This is a genomic window from Kitasatospora sp. NPDC059577, from assembly GCF_042735475.1.
GTDB lineage: Bacteria > Actinomycetota > Actinomycetes > Streptomycetales > Streptomycetaceae > Kitasatospora.
Map to the genome: position 1 here is coordinate 33,811 of NZ_JBHWBZ010000048.1, position 14,584 is coordinate 48,394.

A 14,584-nucleotide genomic window follows, 5' to 3' on the forward strand; every position below is an offset into this window, starting at 1 on the left:
TCCGGCGCGGCGGTTTAGGCCCCCACCGGTCGCGGCGGGGTGTTGACCCCCCCCCCCCCCCCACCCCCCCCCCCCCCCCCCCCGCCCCCGGGCGCCCCCCCCCCGCGGGGCCCCGGCGGTTCACAGCTCCCGCCGGGCCCGCGATGATGGAGGCTGGGAGAACGCCGGGAACGGCGTCCAACCGCCCTCCGAACACCGGGAGCTGATACATGGCCGTGAAGCCGACGACCGAAACCGACGTCCTGATCGTCGGCGCCGGACCCACCGGGCTGCTGCTCGCCGGCGACCTCGCCGCCGCCGGCGTCGGCGTCACCGTGCTGGAGAAGCGGGCCGCCGGGTCCGACCTCACCCGCGCCTTCGCCGTGCACGCCCGCAGCCTGGAGCTGCTGGACGCCCGGGGCCTCGCCGACGACCTGATCGCCACCGGCCGGCCGCTCGGCGCGCTGAAGATGTTCGGCCGCTTCGGCATCGACCTCGGCTCGCTGCAGACCCGCTTCCCGTTCGTCCTGATCACGCCGCAGTACAACGTCGAACGGCTGCTCCTGGAGCGTGCGGAGAAGGCCGGCGCCACCCTGGTGCGCGGCGCCGAGGTCACCGGGCTGCGCCAGGACGCCGACGGCGTGACCGTGGAGACCGCCGACGGGGGGACCCACCGCGCCGCGTACGCGGTCGGCACCGACGGCGTCCGCTCCGCCGTCCGCGACCTGCTCGGCATCCCGTTCCCCGGCGAGTCGGTGGTCGACTCCGTGGTCCTGGCCGATGTCCGGCTGGAGCACGAACCCGACGAGGCGATCACCGTCGGCGCCAACGAGGCCGGTTTCGCCTTCATCGCCCCGTTCGGCGACGGCTGGTTCCGGATCATCGCCTGGGACCGCCACGAGCGCTTCCCGGACGGCACCACCCCCACGACCGAGCAGCTCACCGCCCTCACCCGGGCCATCCTCGGCGAGGACTTCGGCCTCCGCGACGTCCGCTGGAGCTCGACTTTCCACAGCGACGAGCGCCAGGCCCCCAACTACCGCTCCGGCCGGGTCTTCCTGGCCGGCGACGCCGCCCACTGCCACTCCCCGGCCGGCGGCCAGGGCATGAACACCGGCCTGCAGGACGCCGCCAACCTCTCCTGGAAGCTCGCCGCCGCCCTCCGCGGCCGGGCCACCGACGCCCTGCTGGACACCTACCAGACCGAACGGCACCCGGTCGGCAAGACGGTCCTGCGCACCTCCGGCGCGCTGATCCGGCTCGCCCTCGCCGAATCCGCCCCCACCCGCGCCCTGCGCGGGGCGCTCACCGCGCTGGGCGGCCACCTCGACCTGGTCACCGAACGCGGTGCCCGGCTGGTCTCCGGCATCGGCATCTCCTACCCAGCCCCCAAGGACGCCCACCCGCAGGTCGGCAAGCGCGTCCCGGACCTGCGGCTGACCGCCCTCAGCAAGCCCGTCGAAGGCGCCCCGGCCGCGCCCGAGCGGCTCTACGAGGCGCTGCGCGCCGGAGCGTTCGTCCTCGTCAGCAACGACGAACTGGCCGCCGCCGAGCCCTGGGCCGACCGCATGGTCTCGGCCGCCCCCGCCGACCCGCACGGCAAGCTGCGCGACACCGTCCTGCTGATCCGCCCGGACGGCTACGTCGCCTGGGCCGCCGTCGACCCCGGTCAGGGCGAACTCCGCGCCGCCCTCACCACCTGGCTCGGCAGCCCGGCCTGACGCCCGGTCCGGGCGGGCCGCGACGCCCGCCCGGACCGCACCGCCCGGACGCCGCCGCCGACACCCCCCACAGGCACCACGGGCACCACCGGCCCCGCGCGGCGCCCCCGCCCGGCGAACCCCCGGGCCCCGACCATTCGTTCGGTCGTCCGTTAACCCCGCGCCTTCACGTAGTGCCGCGCCGCCTTCGCGCGATTCCCGCACACCGCCATCCGGCACCACCTCCGACGCCCGTTCTGCGAAGCGTCGAAGAAATGCAGAATGCACGCCTCGTGCGCGCACTGCTTCACCCGCGGCGCCCCCTGCCCGAGCAGCGTGAGGAAGTCGTCCGCGGCGAGCCAGGGCGCCAGCCACTCCGGCCGGTCGGCCTCGACCAGGTCCGTCGCGCCGCCCGGTCCGGCCGTCCGCCGGATCCGCCCGTGCGCCAGCACCGCATCCAGTCCCGCCCGGGCCCCGGCCCCCAACTCGCCCTGCTCGCGGGCGTCCTGGGCCGCCAGCAGGATCGCCTCGCGGGCCTGCCGGATCGCCGCGAGTCCCGCGTCGTCGGCCGTGCAGCGGTCGCCGAGCCCGGCGGAGGAGAGCCAGATCCCGTAGCCTTCGACCCCGGTGAGCAGGTCGTTGACGGGTGTCCCGGCCCAGCGCGTGTTGAGCAGGTCGAGCGCGAGCGGCTCGCCGATCAGCGGCCGCGGGTCCCCCGGGTCGGCCTTCACGTCGGTCATCGTCCTCCCTCGGTTCGGCCCGATTCTACGTCCGGGCCCCGCGCCGTGAATTGGTATGGACCGAGTCGTGAATTCCGGTCATTCACTGTATGGAATCACCGAGTTTCCCGGCCTCCACACTTGACTGTTTTTTAGCAACGAATTGCTTGATCATGAGCCACTTCGCACACCGGTTCTGTCATGTTCGAGCCAGCGTTCTCGACCCCGGAACGCCTGACCCCTTGCCGGCCCCCACAGCCGGCCAGAGGAGGATCCGTTGCGCCCCCGCTCCCTTGCTCTCGCCGCGGCGATAGCCGTGCTGCCGCTGACCGCCGTCTCGCTCGGCGTCTCCACCGCACAGGCCGCCACCCCCAACGCCGCCCCGCGCGTCGCCCTGCCGAACACCGTGAACCCGGCGGTCGCCCACTCGGAGAAGAAGGGCGACGTCCCGGCCGAGCAGCAGATCTCGGTGGCCGTCAGCCTGAAGCTGCGCAACGCCGACGCCCTGGACCGCTTCCTCACCGCGGTCGCCACGCCCGGAACCCCGGAGTACGGCCACTACCTGACGCCGGAGCAGTTCACCGCGCAGTTCGGCCCGACCCAGGCCTCCGTCGACCAGGTCAAGGCCTACCTGGCCCAGCAGGGCCTCACCGTCACCGAGGTGAGCGCCAACCGCCAGGTCGTCAACGCCCACGGCACCGCCGCCCAGGTCTCGCAGGCCTTCGGCACGCACGAGAGCGCGTACGTCGACCCGCAGCTGCAGCGCGCCTTCTTCGCCAACGACGCCGCCGCCTCGATCCCGTCCGACCTGGCCGCCGTGATCCAGGGCGTCAGCGGTCTGGACAACCACGCGGTGCGCAAGAACCGCCTGGCCACGCCGAACGCGATCACTCCGAACGCCGCCACGGCCAGCCCGAGCGGAATGTCCCCGGCGCAGTACACCGGTGCGTACAACCTGAACAAGACCGGCGCCGACGGCACCGGCACCACGGTCGCGCTGTGGGAGTTCGACGGCTACAAGTCGTCGAACCTCACCACCTACGACTCGCAGTTCGGCCTGACCGGCCCGGCCGTCTCCACCGTCTCGGTGGACGGCGCCAACTACGACTCCGCCCCCGGCCAGGGCCAGGGCGAGGTCGAGCTGGACAGCGAGATCGTGCGCGGCGCGGCGCCCAAGGCCACCCAGCTGGTCTACGAGGCCCCGAACAGCGACCAGGGCGAGATCGACATGGCCAACAAGATCGTGGCCGACAACCGCGTCTCGGTCATCTCGATCTCGTGGGGCTCCTGCGAGCCGGACACCACCGCCTCCTCGATGACGGCCGTCGACAACGCCTTCAAGCAGGCCGCCGCCCAGGGCATCTCGATCTTCTCCGCCTCCGGCGACGACGGCTCGCGCGACTGCACCCGCTCGACCAGCGGTTCGAGCGTCAAGGCCGTCGACTTCCCGGCCTCCAGCCCGCACCAGACCGGTGTCGGCGGCACCAACCTCAAGGTCGGCAGCGGCAACACCTACTCCTCGGAGAGCGCCTGGAGCACCGCCGGCGGCGGCGTCTCCACCGTGTTCGCCAAGCCGAGCTGGCAGACCGGCACCGGCGTCAGCGGCACCATGCGCACCGTCCCGGACGTCGCCTCCAACGCCGACCCGGCGAGCGGCTTCTCGATCTACACGGCCGGCGGCTGGCAGGTCTACGGCGGCACCAGCGCGGCCGCGCCGCTCTGGTCCGGCTACGCGGCCCAGTTCAACCAGAAGGCCAAGGCCGCCGGGCAGCCGGTCCTCGGCGAGGCGAGCCCGCGCCTGTACACGGTCGCGAACAGCAGCAGCTCCGGCAGCGTCTTCCACGACGTGACCACCGGCGCCAACCAGGACTTCTCCGCCAAGGCCGGCTACGACCAGGTCACCGGCTGGGGCTCCCCGGTCGCCGACGCCCTGACCACCGCCCTGCTCGGTGGCGGCGGCGGCACCACCCCGCCGCCCGGCGGCTGCACCGCCGCCCAGCTGGTCGCCAACGGCGGCTTCGAGACCGGCACCGCCGCCCCGTGGACCACCTCCAGCGGCGTGGTCGACAACAGCTCCTCCCAGGCCGCCCACTCGGGCAGCTGGAAGGCCTGGATGAACGGCTACGGCTCGACCCACACCGACACGATGTCGCAGACCGTCTCGATCCCGGCCGGCTGCACCTCCGCGAAGCTGACCTTCTGGCTGCACATCGACACCGCGGAGACCGGCTCCACGGCGTACGACAAGCTGACCGTCCAGGCGAACAGCACCACGCTGGCGACCTACTCCAACGTGAACGCCGCCGCCGGCTACGTGCAGCGCACCCTGGACCTGACCTCCTTCGCGGGCCAGACCGTGACGATCAAGTTCACCGGCACCGAGGACTCGTCCCAGCAGACCAGCTTCGTGGTCGACGACGTCGCGCTGAACGTCAACTGATCACCCTCCGGTAGCTCCCGGTGACACCGGGTGCTACCGGGCGGGCACCACCGATACCCCCGCCGGGGCGGCGCCGACAGGGCCCGCCCCGGCGGTGTCGCGTCCGGCCCCGCCCCGGCCGACGGGCCCGGTAAGGTCCGTGTTTCCACACTGTTTCAAGATCGCTAATCATCCGGTCGACCTGCCGTGACCACTGTCATACGCACGACTGATGACGTAGCCTCTCGACCGTGCATAGGGTTCCCCAAAGCTCGGTGAAGCCCCTGGAGGCGCGCCCCGGCGTCGGTCCGGTCCCACCGAACTCACCTGGTGGGGAGGGTCACCGCATGGCCGCACAGCAACCTCAGGACGCCGCGCGGCTGCGGCTGGTCGGGTCGCATACGGAGCGCCCGGGACCACCCGCACCCGCGGCGGGCCAGCCGCCCGCACCGAACCCGGCACCCGCGTCCGCCCCGGCGCCGACGCCGAACCCCGGCCGGCTCGCCCCGGTCGGCGGCTTCGCGGACACCCTGCACCTGGCCATCGAGGCCAGCGGCCTCAGCCTGGACCGGATCCGCGCCGCCCTCGCCCAACGCGGCGTCAGGGTCAGCGTCACGACGCTGAGTTACTGGCGGCGCGGCCGGAGCCAGCCCGAGCGGGCCAGCTCGCTGCGCGCCGTCCACCTGCTGGAGGAACTCCTCGGACTGCCGCACAGCGCGCTGTCGTCCCTGCTCGGCCCGCCCCGCCCACGCGGCCGCTGGGCCGCCGCGGCCAACACCCTGCACCTCGGACTGGAGGACGTCTGGCCGGGCGAGCAGGAGATCGCCTCGATCTTCGCGGAGCTGGACGCCCCGCCGGCCGGCGAGCTGGAGCGCCTGAGCATCCACGACTCGTACTACGTGGACGCCGAGCGGCGCGGCAACCTGCTGCGGATGCGCCAGGTGGTGCGCGCCACCGTCGGCGGCGTCGGCCGCTGCCTGGTCGTCCACAAGGCCGACGAAGAAGCCACCGGCTGCCCGGAGATCACCGCGGTGCGGCACGGCCGGCTGGGCCGGGTGCGCCGCCGCCCCGAGGTCGGGCTGACCGTCGCCGAGCTGATGCTGGACCGCCCGCTCGGCCTCGGCGACAGCACGGTCTTCGAGTACGAGGTGGAGATCCCGCCGGGCGGGCCCACCCTGGAGTACAGCCGCCGCTTCGCCACCCCGGTGCGCGAGTACGTGCTGCAGGTGCACTTCGACCCGGCCGCCGTCCCGGCGCACTGCGAGCGCTACGACCGCGAACCGGGCGCCGACGTCGACCACCGCCGCGAGCAGCTGTGGATCGGGGCTTCGGCGAGCGCCCACGTCCTGGCCCCGGACCAGCAGCCGGGCCACATCGGCATCCGGTGGGAGTGGGCCTGACCCGGCCCGCCCCCGCCGCCCCTCCCGCGCCCCGTCGGACCGCCAGGTCCGGCGGGGCTTTCGCGTGCCCGCCCGAAAAACTAACCACTTCTCCCTCTAGTACCGGTTGACGATGCATCACCTAACTCCTAATCTCATGAGTACCGGTTAGGCAGCGGCCCCACCGGAACCACCGGCCCCGGGAGTGACCAGCCATGTCCAGCACCACCGCGATCCGCACCCTGCAGACCGGCCACGTGGGCCTGAACGTCACCGACCTGGCCCGGTCGATCGACTTCTACCGCGCCGTCCTCGGCCTCCAGGTCACCCACGAGGGCACCGACCCCGACCGCCGCTTCGCCCTGCTCGGCCGCGACGGCCGCCTGGTGGTCACCCTCTGGCAGCAGAGCACCGGCGGCTTCGCCACCGCCAACCCCGGCCTGCACCACCTCTCCTTCGAGGTCGAGAGCCTCGACGAGGTCCGCGCCACCGAGCGGCTGCTGCGCGACCTCGGCGCCGGGTTCGCCTACGACGGCGTCGTCCCCCACAACGAGGGCTCGGCCTCCGGCGGCATCTTCTTCACCGACCCGGACGGCATCCGGCTGGAGGTCTACACCCGTACCGGCGTGGACGCGACCGAGGCCTCGGCCCCCACCACCGGCGCCCCGACCTGCGGCTTCTTCTAAGTCCTCGCCGAGCGCCCGGCCAGGCCCCGCCAGGCCCCGGCCGCGCCCTCGACCGAGCCCACGTCCGAACGCCGCCCGGTCCGGGCGACCTCCGGGAGGAGAGACCGGCATGACCACCACCAGCACGCCGTACCACGCCGGCGAGCGGGCCGCCCAGGCCCGGGCCGGCCGGACCGAACGCGCCGACCACGCCGGACGGTCGATCCGCGGCACCGTCCCGGCGGTCGCCGCCCGCTTCCTGACCGAACGGCGGATGCTGGTCGTCGGCGCCGCCGACCCCGACGGCCGGGTCTGGGCCACCCAGCTGGCCGGCCCGGCCGGCTTCCTCCGGGCGCCGGACGAGCGGACGTTGTCGGTCGCCGCCCGCCCGGCCGGGGACGATCCGCTGGCCGGGGCGCTGGCCCGCCCCGCCAAGGTCGGCACCATCGCCCTGGACCCGGCCGGCCGGCGCCGGATGCGGCTCAACGGCGACGCCGTCCCGGACGGCCGGGGCGGGCTGCTGATCAGCGCCGACGAGGTGGTCTCCAACTGCCCGAAGTACATCCAGCGCCGCACCCCGCTGGACCGTCCGGCCGCGGGCCCGCCCCGGGCCGTCGCCACGGGCTCCCGGCTGACGACCGCGCAGCGGCTGACCGCGGCCACCGCGGACACCTTCTTCGTCGCCACCACCGGGCCGGGCGGCAGCGTGGACGCCTCCCACCGCGGCGGCTTCCCCGGCTTCCTGGAGGCGGTGGCCCCGGACCGGCTGCGCTGGCCGGAGTATCCCGGCAACAGCATGTTCATGACACTCGGCAATCTGGAACTGGACCCGCGGGCCGGCCTGCTGCTGCCCGACTGGGAGACCGGCGGGGCGCTGCTGGTCACCGGCGAGGCCCGCACCGACTGGTCGGAGCAGGCCCGGCAGTCCGCCCCGGGCGCCGAGCGGATGGTCGAACTGGCCGTCACCGGCGTGGTCGAACTCGCCGACGCCACCCCGCTGACCTGGACCGACCCGGAGTACTCGCCGGCCATCCCGCGCTGACCCGGCCCCAGCCCCGGCCTCGGCCCGCGCCTCCGGCGAGGCCGACCGCAGGGCCACCCAGGCGTTCCAGCTCGCCCGGGGCCGGCGCGGCAGCGAAACCGACGGCTGCCCCGGGCCGGACACCTGGCGCCGGCTCTTCTCCTGACGCCCCCGCCCCGCCGGGGCGCTGTGCCCCTCCGGGCGCACCGCGCCTCAGCGCTTCCCGGACATCCAGTGGAAGAGGCCCATCGCGACGCTGGTCGCCAGGTTGAAGCTGGACACCCCGGGCTGCATCGGCACCGCGACCAGCTGGTCGGCGCGCGCCCTGAGCTCCGCCGACACCCCGTGCCGCTCGGTGCCGAAGGCGAGCAGCGCGTCGTCCGGGAACGGCAGGTCGCGGATGTCCGCGCCCTCCGGGTCCAGTACGAACAGCGGCCCGGCGGGCAGCTGCGGCAGGGTCAGCCGCTCGACGGCGGTCGCGAAGTGCAGGCCCGCGCTGCCGCGCAGTACGGTCGGGTGCCACGGGTCGAGGTCCCCGGTGGTCACCACGCCCGTGGCGCCAAACCCGGCGGCCAGCCGGATCACCGCCCCGACGTTGCCCAGGTTGCGCGGGTTCTCCAGCAGCACCACCGGTGCCCGGCGCGGCCGCCGGTCCAGGGCGGCCAGGTTGGCCTCGGGGGAGGGCCGCACGGCCAGCGCGATCACCCCGGTCGGGTGCAGCCGGGGCGCCAGGGCGCGCAGCGCCGCCTCCGGCAGCTCCACCGCCAGCCCGTCCAGCGCCGGGGCCACGTCCGCGGCCAGCTCGGCGGCCAGCGCCAGCAGCGCGGCCCGGTCGGCGGTCAGCACCCGCCGGACGTCACCGCCGAACCGCAGCGCGTGCTTCAGCGCGTGGAACCCGTCCAGCAGCACCGCCCCCGGCTCCCGCTCGACGGCCCGCCACGCCCGCACCACCTCGTCGTCCATTCCGCTCACTCTGCCACCCGCTCCGGGGCCGGCTCACCGGGGCGCCCAGCCGCGGCGATCACCTCGTCGAAACCGAGCGCCCGGCCGGGCACGCCGTCGGGTGCGGCGGCCAGCCCGGCCAGGGCGAGGTCCAGGTGACGGCGGACCAGCGAGCCGTCCGCGTCGAGCGCGGCCAGCCCGCCCGGCAGCGGACGGGACAGCCGCACGCAGAGCAGCACCAGGTCGCCCGTCCCGACATCGCGGCGCAGCCGCCCGGCCTCCTGTGCGGCCCGCAGCAGCCCCTCGACGGCGGTCACCGCGCCGCGGCGGACCGCCACCAGTTCCCCGTCCACCACCAGGCGCTCCAGCAGCACCACGATCGCGGCGCCCATCCGCAGGTCGGCGGCGGCGTGCACGAAGCGGCGCAGCGCCAGGTACGGGTCCTCCTCGGTCCGCCGCGCCTCCTCGGCGGCCCCGGTGAGCCGGGTCAGCAGGTCGACGACCAGTGCGCGGACCAGGGCCTCGCGGTCGGGAAAGCGCCGGTAGAGGGTGGCCGGGCCGACCCCGGCCCGGCGGACCACCGCGTCCAGCGGGGCGTCCGGGCCCCGCTCCAGGAACACCTCGCAGGCGGCGTCCAGGATCCTGCGCCGGCTGCGCTCCGCGTCGGACCTCATCCACTGCTCCCTAACCGGAGGAACTTCCTCCTCCTATGTTACCGTCGCCAGCGAAGCGGAGAAAATCTCTCCGCATCGTGGTTCCCATTGCCGAGGAGTGCCGCCATGACCACCACCGCACCGCCGACCACCGGCACCGCACTGCCGACCACCGCACCGGCCGTCCGCACCGACATCGACGGCACCACCCACCCCCGCGAGGCCGTCCTCGCCTGGGAACTCGACCGCGCCCGCGCCGCCCTGCACCTGCTCAAGCAGCGCCTCGGCGACGACCGGACGCGCGAGCTGCTCGCCGCCGACACGACCGCCGCCGACACCGCCCTGGCCGGCTGGGCACACGCCTCCGCCGGCCGCTGGCGCACCGCCGTCACCGAACTCACCGCCACCGGCATCGACGCCGAACGCTTCCTCACCTGGTGGCAGGGCCGCCTGCACTGCGGCGATCGCACCGCCCTGCTCGCCGCCAACCCGGAGCACTACCTGGCCGACTCCACCGGCGACCGGGTCGAGATCATCGAGACCATCGGCACCGGCCCGGCCCGGTTCTTCCTCCGCTTCCACGACGACGCCCCCGACCGGCACGCCCCCGACCGGCACACCTCCGACCACGCCGCCTTCCCGGTCCGCATCGGAGGCACCGGCACCCTCGCCGACGGCACCGAGGTCCTGCACGTCCTGCACGAGTTCGCCGACGCCCCGGACGGCCTGCGGATCCGCCTCACCGTCCGGTTCCCCGAGGCCGCTCCCGAGCACCTCGCCACCGGCCACCAGTGGCACTTCGCCTGCGAGTTCGCCAACTGGATCGAGGCCGCCCACCGCGCCTGACCCCGCCCCGCGCCCCGCCCGGCCCACCCCCGGTCGGGGCGCAACCGGCCCAGCAGCCCGCCCAGCAGCCCGCCTACCGCGGCTCCGCGCTCCCCCGCAGCGCCCGCTCCAGGTCCCGCAGCGCCTGCTCCACCAGCCGGCTCCCCGCCCGCACCACGTCCCGCTGCACCCCCGCCGGCGACCGCGCCAGCCGCTCCTCCAGCCGCGCCTGCGCGTCCCGCACCGCCCCGAACTCCACCGGCCGGCCCGTCAGCAGCGCCCCCGCCGCGAGCGCGGTGGCCAGCCGCAGCTCCTCCGCGTACTCCGCCGTACCCGCCACGGGTTCGGCGTCCGCCGCCGGCAGGTGGGCCTCCAGCAGCACCGCCGCCCGCCCGAGGTGCCCGACCGCCGCGCGGGCCCGGTCGACCTGGCGCCGGCTCACATCGGCCAGCCCGGACTCGTGCCGCCCCGGTTCGGCGTCGGCCCGCTGCATCGCCTGAATCAGCTCGGACCGCGCCTCCCGCGAGTCCAGCAGCGCGCTGCGCACGGCCCGTCCGCGCGGCGCGGCCGGCGTCTCGTAGCAGGCGATCACCGCCCCCGCGTACCGCCCGGCCGCCGCCAGCCACTCGGCGAGCCGCTCCCCGAGCCGGGCGGTCTGCCAGGTCGGGAACAGCGCGTACGTGACGAGCGCGATCGACCCGCCGAGCAGCGTCAGCCCGACCCGTTCGACGGCGGTCACCAGCGGGTCGCCCTGCTGCAGCCCGAGCAGGAACACCACGTACGTCGAGATCCCGACGGTGGTCAGCGCGTACCCGGTCCGGAACGCGAGGTACGCCCCGCCGATGCAGCACACCGCCAGCGCGGCCAGCACCCACTCCCCGGGGTGGGCGAGCTGCACCACCAGGGTGGAGACGGCGACCCCGACGACCGTCCCGGCGAGCCGGGCGACGCCCCGGCTGTAGGTCTGCGCGAAGTCCGGCCGCATCACCATCGCGGCGGTCATCGGCGCCCAGTAGCCGTGGTGGAAACCGGCCAGCCGGGCCAGCAGGTAGGAGACGGTGACCACCCCGGTGAGCCGGACGGCGTGCTGGAAGATCGCCGAGCGCGGCTGCAGCTGACGGCCCACGGCCCGCAGCGCGACCGGCAGCATCCGGCCGATCGTCGGCTTGTGCAGCGCCCCGCCGGCCCCGACCACGGGCGTGGTGATGGTGTCCTCGTCGCCGCGGTCCAGGGTGTCCGCGGCCTTGCGCAGCAGTCCGCCCAGGCGGCGGGCGGACCGCCGGGCGGCTCCCCGCAATCGGGGCGCGTCGTCCGGCGGGACGAGGGAGAGCGAGGGCGCGGACCGGGGGAGCCGGACCGGCTCGCCGGTGCGGATCGCCCGGGCGAGGGCGTCCATGACCTCGGCGGAGGCGGCCAGCACCTCCCGGGCCCGGTCGCGTTCCGGTCCTTCCCCGGGGGCGCCGACCTTGGGGTCGGCGAGCGCGGCCAGGGTGGGCCGGATCCGTTCGGCGAGGCCGCGCAGGCCGCGCAGCTCGGCCGGCCGGTGGCGGTCCTGCCAGGGGGTGACGGCGGAGGCGTGCCGGGCGGTCATGAACGGTTCCGGGTCCACGTGCGCGGTCGGCTCCTGGCGCAACCGGCGCGCGTAGTCGGCCAGTTCGGCGTAGGTGTCGGCGAGGGCGTCCCGCTGGGCGGTCCAACTCCCGATCGGCCAGAGGGTGATGACGGTGGCCTGGACGACCCCGCCCAGCGCGGCGACCAGACCGTGGCCGAGCGCCTCGGCCGCGCTGACGGGGAGCTGGACGACGATCAGCATCACCGAGACGGTGTTGGTCGCGACCACGCCGGCGGTGGGCCCGATCGCCCAGGCCAGCCCGGCGACGAAGGCCCACACCGCGAGCAGCACCGGGAACAGGCCGGGGACGCCGGCCGCCAGGTAGCCGAGGAAGGTGCTGATCCCGAGTCCTGTCCCGGCCGCGACGGCGAGGCTGGCCCGGGGCCGGAAGCTGCGCTGGAAGGTGGCCGAGCCGGCGATGAACGCCCCCATCGCGGCCGAGGTGGCGAGCGAGACCCCGCCGAGCGCGAGCGTCGGGAAGAGCACCAGCGCCACGGCGACCGCCCCGCGCATCGCCCGCTTGGGGTCGGTGAGCGCCCGGTCCAGGGTGAGCCCGGTCCGTGCGGTGTCACGAAGCGCATCGAACCAGGACATAACGACATCCTAGGGGGCGGGCCTCCACCGGATCCGGCTCGTGAGGACCCGGCTCACCCGCGCCGCCCACAGCAGTGCGCCGGTCGGCAGGAACACCGCGTCCGCCGCGATCATCGCGAGCGAGAACACCGGCAGCCCGAGGACCACCGCGATCCCCACGTGCTCCAGCACCATGACGGCCAGCAGCACGTTCTTGACCCGCCGGTCGAGCAGGGTGAACGGGAAGGCCACCTGCAGGACCACGGTTCCGTAGGAGATCAGGAAGACCGGCAGCAGCATCGAGCCGACCAGCGCGGACAGCCCGGGCCAGGGGGTGAAGTAGTCCAGGTGCAGCGGGTAGTACAACGCGGTGCCGTCCTGCCAGCGCGAACCCTGCACCTTGTACCAGCCGGCCGTCGCGTAGATCAGCACCACCTCGACGGCGATCACCAGCATCGCGCAGTTGTGCACCATGGTGGCCAGCGCGTCGAGCACCGCCCGCGGTTCGCCGTCCGGGCGCAGCCGCCCGAGCACCCACCAGACCCCGGCCACCGCCCAGAGCCCCCAGAACAGCGGCGACCACCCGAGGTACGGGAAGGTCCGGGCGGTCCAGGTCAGGCCGGTGCCGGAGAAGCCGCCGAACTGACAGGCCGCCAGGACGGCCCCGAGCACGGCCCAGAGCACCACCCCGGTCCGGCCGGACCGCCCGGTCCGCGCCCGCCGGGCGTCCAGCGACCAGACCTCGGCGCAGCGGGTGAAGACCAGGTAGACCGCCATCAGGTGCACGACGTTGTCGCCGCCGTCGCCGAGGAAGACGTCGCGGTTCTGCAGCGACAGCACGGTGACCAGGAACAGCACGGTGCTCGCCCTGGTCCGCCAGCCCAGCAGCACGGCGAGGGCCGCCAGCACCCCCAGGTGGTAGACCAGTTCGAACCAGGGCCGCCCGTCGAACCAGGGCAGCACGGTGAACGCCCCGTCGTCGCCCAGCAGCCGGTCGGCGAGCTCCATCGACCAGGGGGAACGGTCCCCGTACAGCACCCGGCGGTTGGGCCACTCGCGCAGCAGGTAGGCGAGCCAGACCAGTCCGAAGCCGATCCGCACCACCGCGGCCTGGTGGCGCCCCAGCACCCGACCGGTGAAGGCCTCGACGGCCCGTCCGAGCAGTTCGGCCGGGCCCGGCCCGCGCGGCGCGGACGCGTCCGGCCGGTCCGGCCCGGGTACGGACGGCTGCCCGGCGCCGGCCTGCCCCGGGACACCGTCTCCCGGCACCACGCCGGGCCCCGGCACCACGCCGTCCGTCAGCACCGCGCCGGCCGGGGGCGGCGCCCCCTCCGGCCGGGGTTCCCGCTCCGACACCTCGTTCATCCGAGCAGCCCCCGGTAGTCCTCGTCCGCCACCGGCCACCACGGCAGCTCCCGCACCTTGGCTGCGGGCGGCGCGGCCTCACCGCTCCAGGTCGGCGGCGCGACGGTGGTCGTGGTCACCCGGAACCGGATCTCCAGGATCCGCTCGCCGCCCGCGTCCCGGCCGATCCGCTGCAGCGCGATCCGCTTCAGGTACTGCTCGGCGAGCTTGCCGCGCGGGGTCGTCGGCGCCTCGTCCTGAGGGTCGTGCGAGCCGTCGTAGAAGTCCCAGGCCCGGCGCAGCAGGTTCTGGTCGACGTGGCTGGGCGCCGGGTTGCCCCGTATCGCGGCGATGTCCCGCGCGGTCAGCCCGGTCCAGTCCCGGGTGCTGGTCGCCCCGCCGGGCGCGACGGTCCGCACCTGGGCGTCCAGGCTGACGTTCTGCTGCAGCGGGTTGGGGGCGAACAGCTTCCAGTTCTGCTCGAACTCCGGGTAGACCACGCCGTCGATCTCGTCCCGGTACTGCCGGGACAGCGAGTTGGCCGGCGCCACGTGCAGGAACACCGCGGCGAGGAACAGCCCGGTACCGCCGATCAGTGCCGCCCCCGCGAGGCCGATGACGAGCTGCGCGGGCCTCGACCAGGCCCTCCCCCGGGCCGGCCGGTCCGTCGTCTCCGTCATGGCCTCCCCAGCCCGGTCGGCGGGCGGTGGTGCCCGGCCCGGTACCGGCGCGCCCGCGCGCCCATCCTGCCCT

12 protein-coding genes are annotated in these 14,584 nt (G+C 74.9%); 6 read left to right on the forward strand and 6 right to left on the reverse strand.

Going from position 1 to position 14,584, the window contains the following annotated elements:
* The first annotated feature begins 209 nt into the window (after window positions 1–209).
* Complete coding sequence (locus tag ACFV0O_RS29430) at window positions 210–1,700, forward strand: FAD-dependent monooxygenase (RefSeq protein ID WP_380346679.1); 1,491 nt, start codon at window positions 210–212, stop codon at window positions 1,698–1,700.
* Between the two features lie 152 nt (window positions 1,701–1,852).
* Here ACFV0O_RS29430 and ACFV0O_RS29435 read toward each other — a convergent pair whose 3' ends face one another.
* Window positions 1,853–2,419: a CGNR zinc finger domain-containing protein gene (locus ACFV0O_RS29435; RefSeq protein WP_380346680.1), complete on the reverse strand. Its 567-nt coding sequence runs from the start codon at window positions 2,417–2,419 to the stop codon at window positions 1,853–1,855.
* 256 nt (window positions 2,420–2,675) lie between these two features.
* On the opposite strand from ACFV0O_RS29435, the gene ACFV0O_RS29440 reads away from it, so the two are divergent.
* The 4 genes from ACFV0O_RS29440 (at window position 2,676) to ACFV0O_RS29455 (ending at window position 7,903) form a co-directional block, all read left to right on the forward strand.
* Window positions 2,676–4,838, forward strand: coding sequence for a protease pro-enzyme activation domain-containing protein (locus tag ACFV0O_RS29440; protein WP_380346681.1), 2,163 nt, complete (start codon window positions 2,676–2,678; stop codon window positions 4,836–4,838).
* Between the two features lie 326 nt (window positions 4,839–5,164).
* A complete protein-coding gene (locus ACFV0O_RS29445) occupies window positions 5,165–6,217 on the forward strand; it encodes an XRE family transcriptional regulator (RefSeq protein WP_380346682.1) in 1,053 nt (350 codons plus the stop codon).
* 194 nt (window positions 6,218–6,411) lie between these two features.
* The gene (locus ACFV0O_RS29450; protein WP_380346683.1) at window positions 6,412–6,882 is read left to right on the forward strand and encodes a VOC family protein; all 471 of its coding nucleotides are present in this window, start codon (window positions 6,412–6,414) and stop codon (window positions 6,880–6,882) included.
* Window positions 6,883–6,991: 109 nt separating this feature from the next.
* Complete coding sequence (locus tag ACFV0O_RS29455) at window positions 6,992–7,903, forward strand: pyridoxamine 5'-phosphate oxidase family protein (RefSeq protein ID WP_380346684.1); 912 nt, start codon at window positions 6,992–6,994, stop codon at window positions 7,901–7,903.
* A 192-nt stretch (window positions 7,904–8,095) separates the two neighbouring features.
* Here ACFV0O_RS29455 and ACFV0O_RS29460 read toward each other — a convergent pair whose 3' ends face one another.
* Window positions 8,096–8,845 (reverse strand): TrmH family RNA methyltransferase, encoded by a 750-nt coding sequence (locus ACFV0O_RS29460; RefSeq protein ID WP_380346685.1) that lies wholly within the window; start codon window positions 8,843–8,845, stop codon window positions 8,096–8,098.
* A 5-nt stretch (window positions 8,846–8,850) separates the two neighbouring features.
* The gene (locus tag ACFV0O_RS29465; RefSeq protein WP_380346686.1) at window positions 8,851–9,498 is read right to left on the reverse strand and encodes a TetR/AcrR family transcriptional regulator; all 648 of its coding nucleotides are present in this window, start codon (window positions 9,496–9,498) and stop codon (window positions 8,851–8,853) included.
* 105 nt (window positions 9,499–9,603) lie between these two features.
* Between ACFV0O_RS29465 and ACFV0O_RS29470 the strand changes: the two genes are divergently transcribed.
* The gene (locus ACFV0O_RS29470) at window positions 9,604–10,323 is read left to right on the forward strand and encodes a hypothetical protein (RefSeq protein ID WP_380346687.1); all 720 of its coding nucleotides are present in this window, start codon (window positions 9,604–9,606) and stop codon (window positions 10,321–10,323) included.
* Window positions 10,324–10,396: 73 nt separating this feature from the next.
* Here ACFV0O_RS29470 and ACFV0O_RS29475 read toward each other — a convergent pair whose 3' ends face one another.
* Genes ACFV0O_RS29475 through ACFV0O_RS29485 form a run of 3 tightly spaced genes read right to left on the reverse strand, consistent with a single transcriptional unit; the run spans window position 10,397 to window position 14,511 of the window.
* Window positions 10,397–12,508 (reverse strand): FUSC family protein, encoded by a 2,112-nt coding sequence (locus ACFV0O_RS29475; RefSeq protein WP_380346688.1) that lies wholly within the window; start codon window positions 12,506–12,508, stop codon window positions 10,397–10,399.
* Between the two features lie 9 nt (window positions 12,509–12,517).
* Entirely contained in the window at window positions 12,518–13,852 is a 1,335-nt protein-coding gene (locus ACFV0O_RS29480) for an HTTM domain-containing protein (protein ID WP_380346689.1), read from the reverse strand.
* The gene (locus ACFV0O_RS29485) at window positions 13,849–14,511 is read right to left on the reverse strand and encodes a DUF5819 family protein (RefSeq protein WP_380346690.1); all 663 of its coding nucleotides are present in this window, start codon (window positions 14,509–14,511) and stop codon (window positions 13,849–13,851) included. The genes ACFV0O_RS29480 and ACFV0O_RS29485 overlap by 4 nt, the downstream gene beginning before the upstream one ends.
* Window positions 14,512–14,584 lie beyond the last annotated feature (73 nt).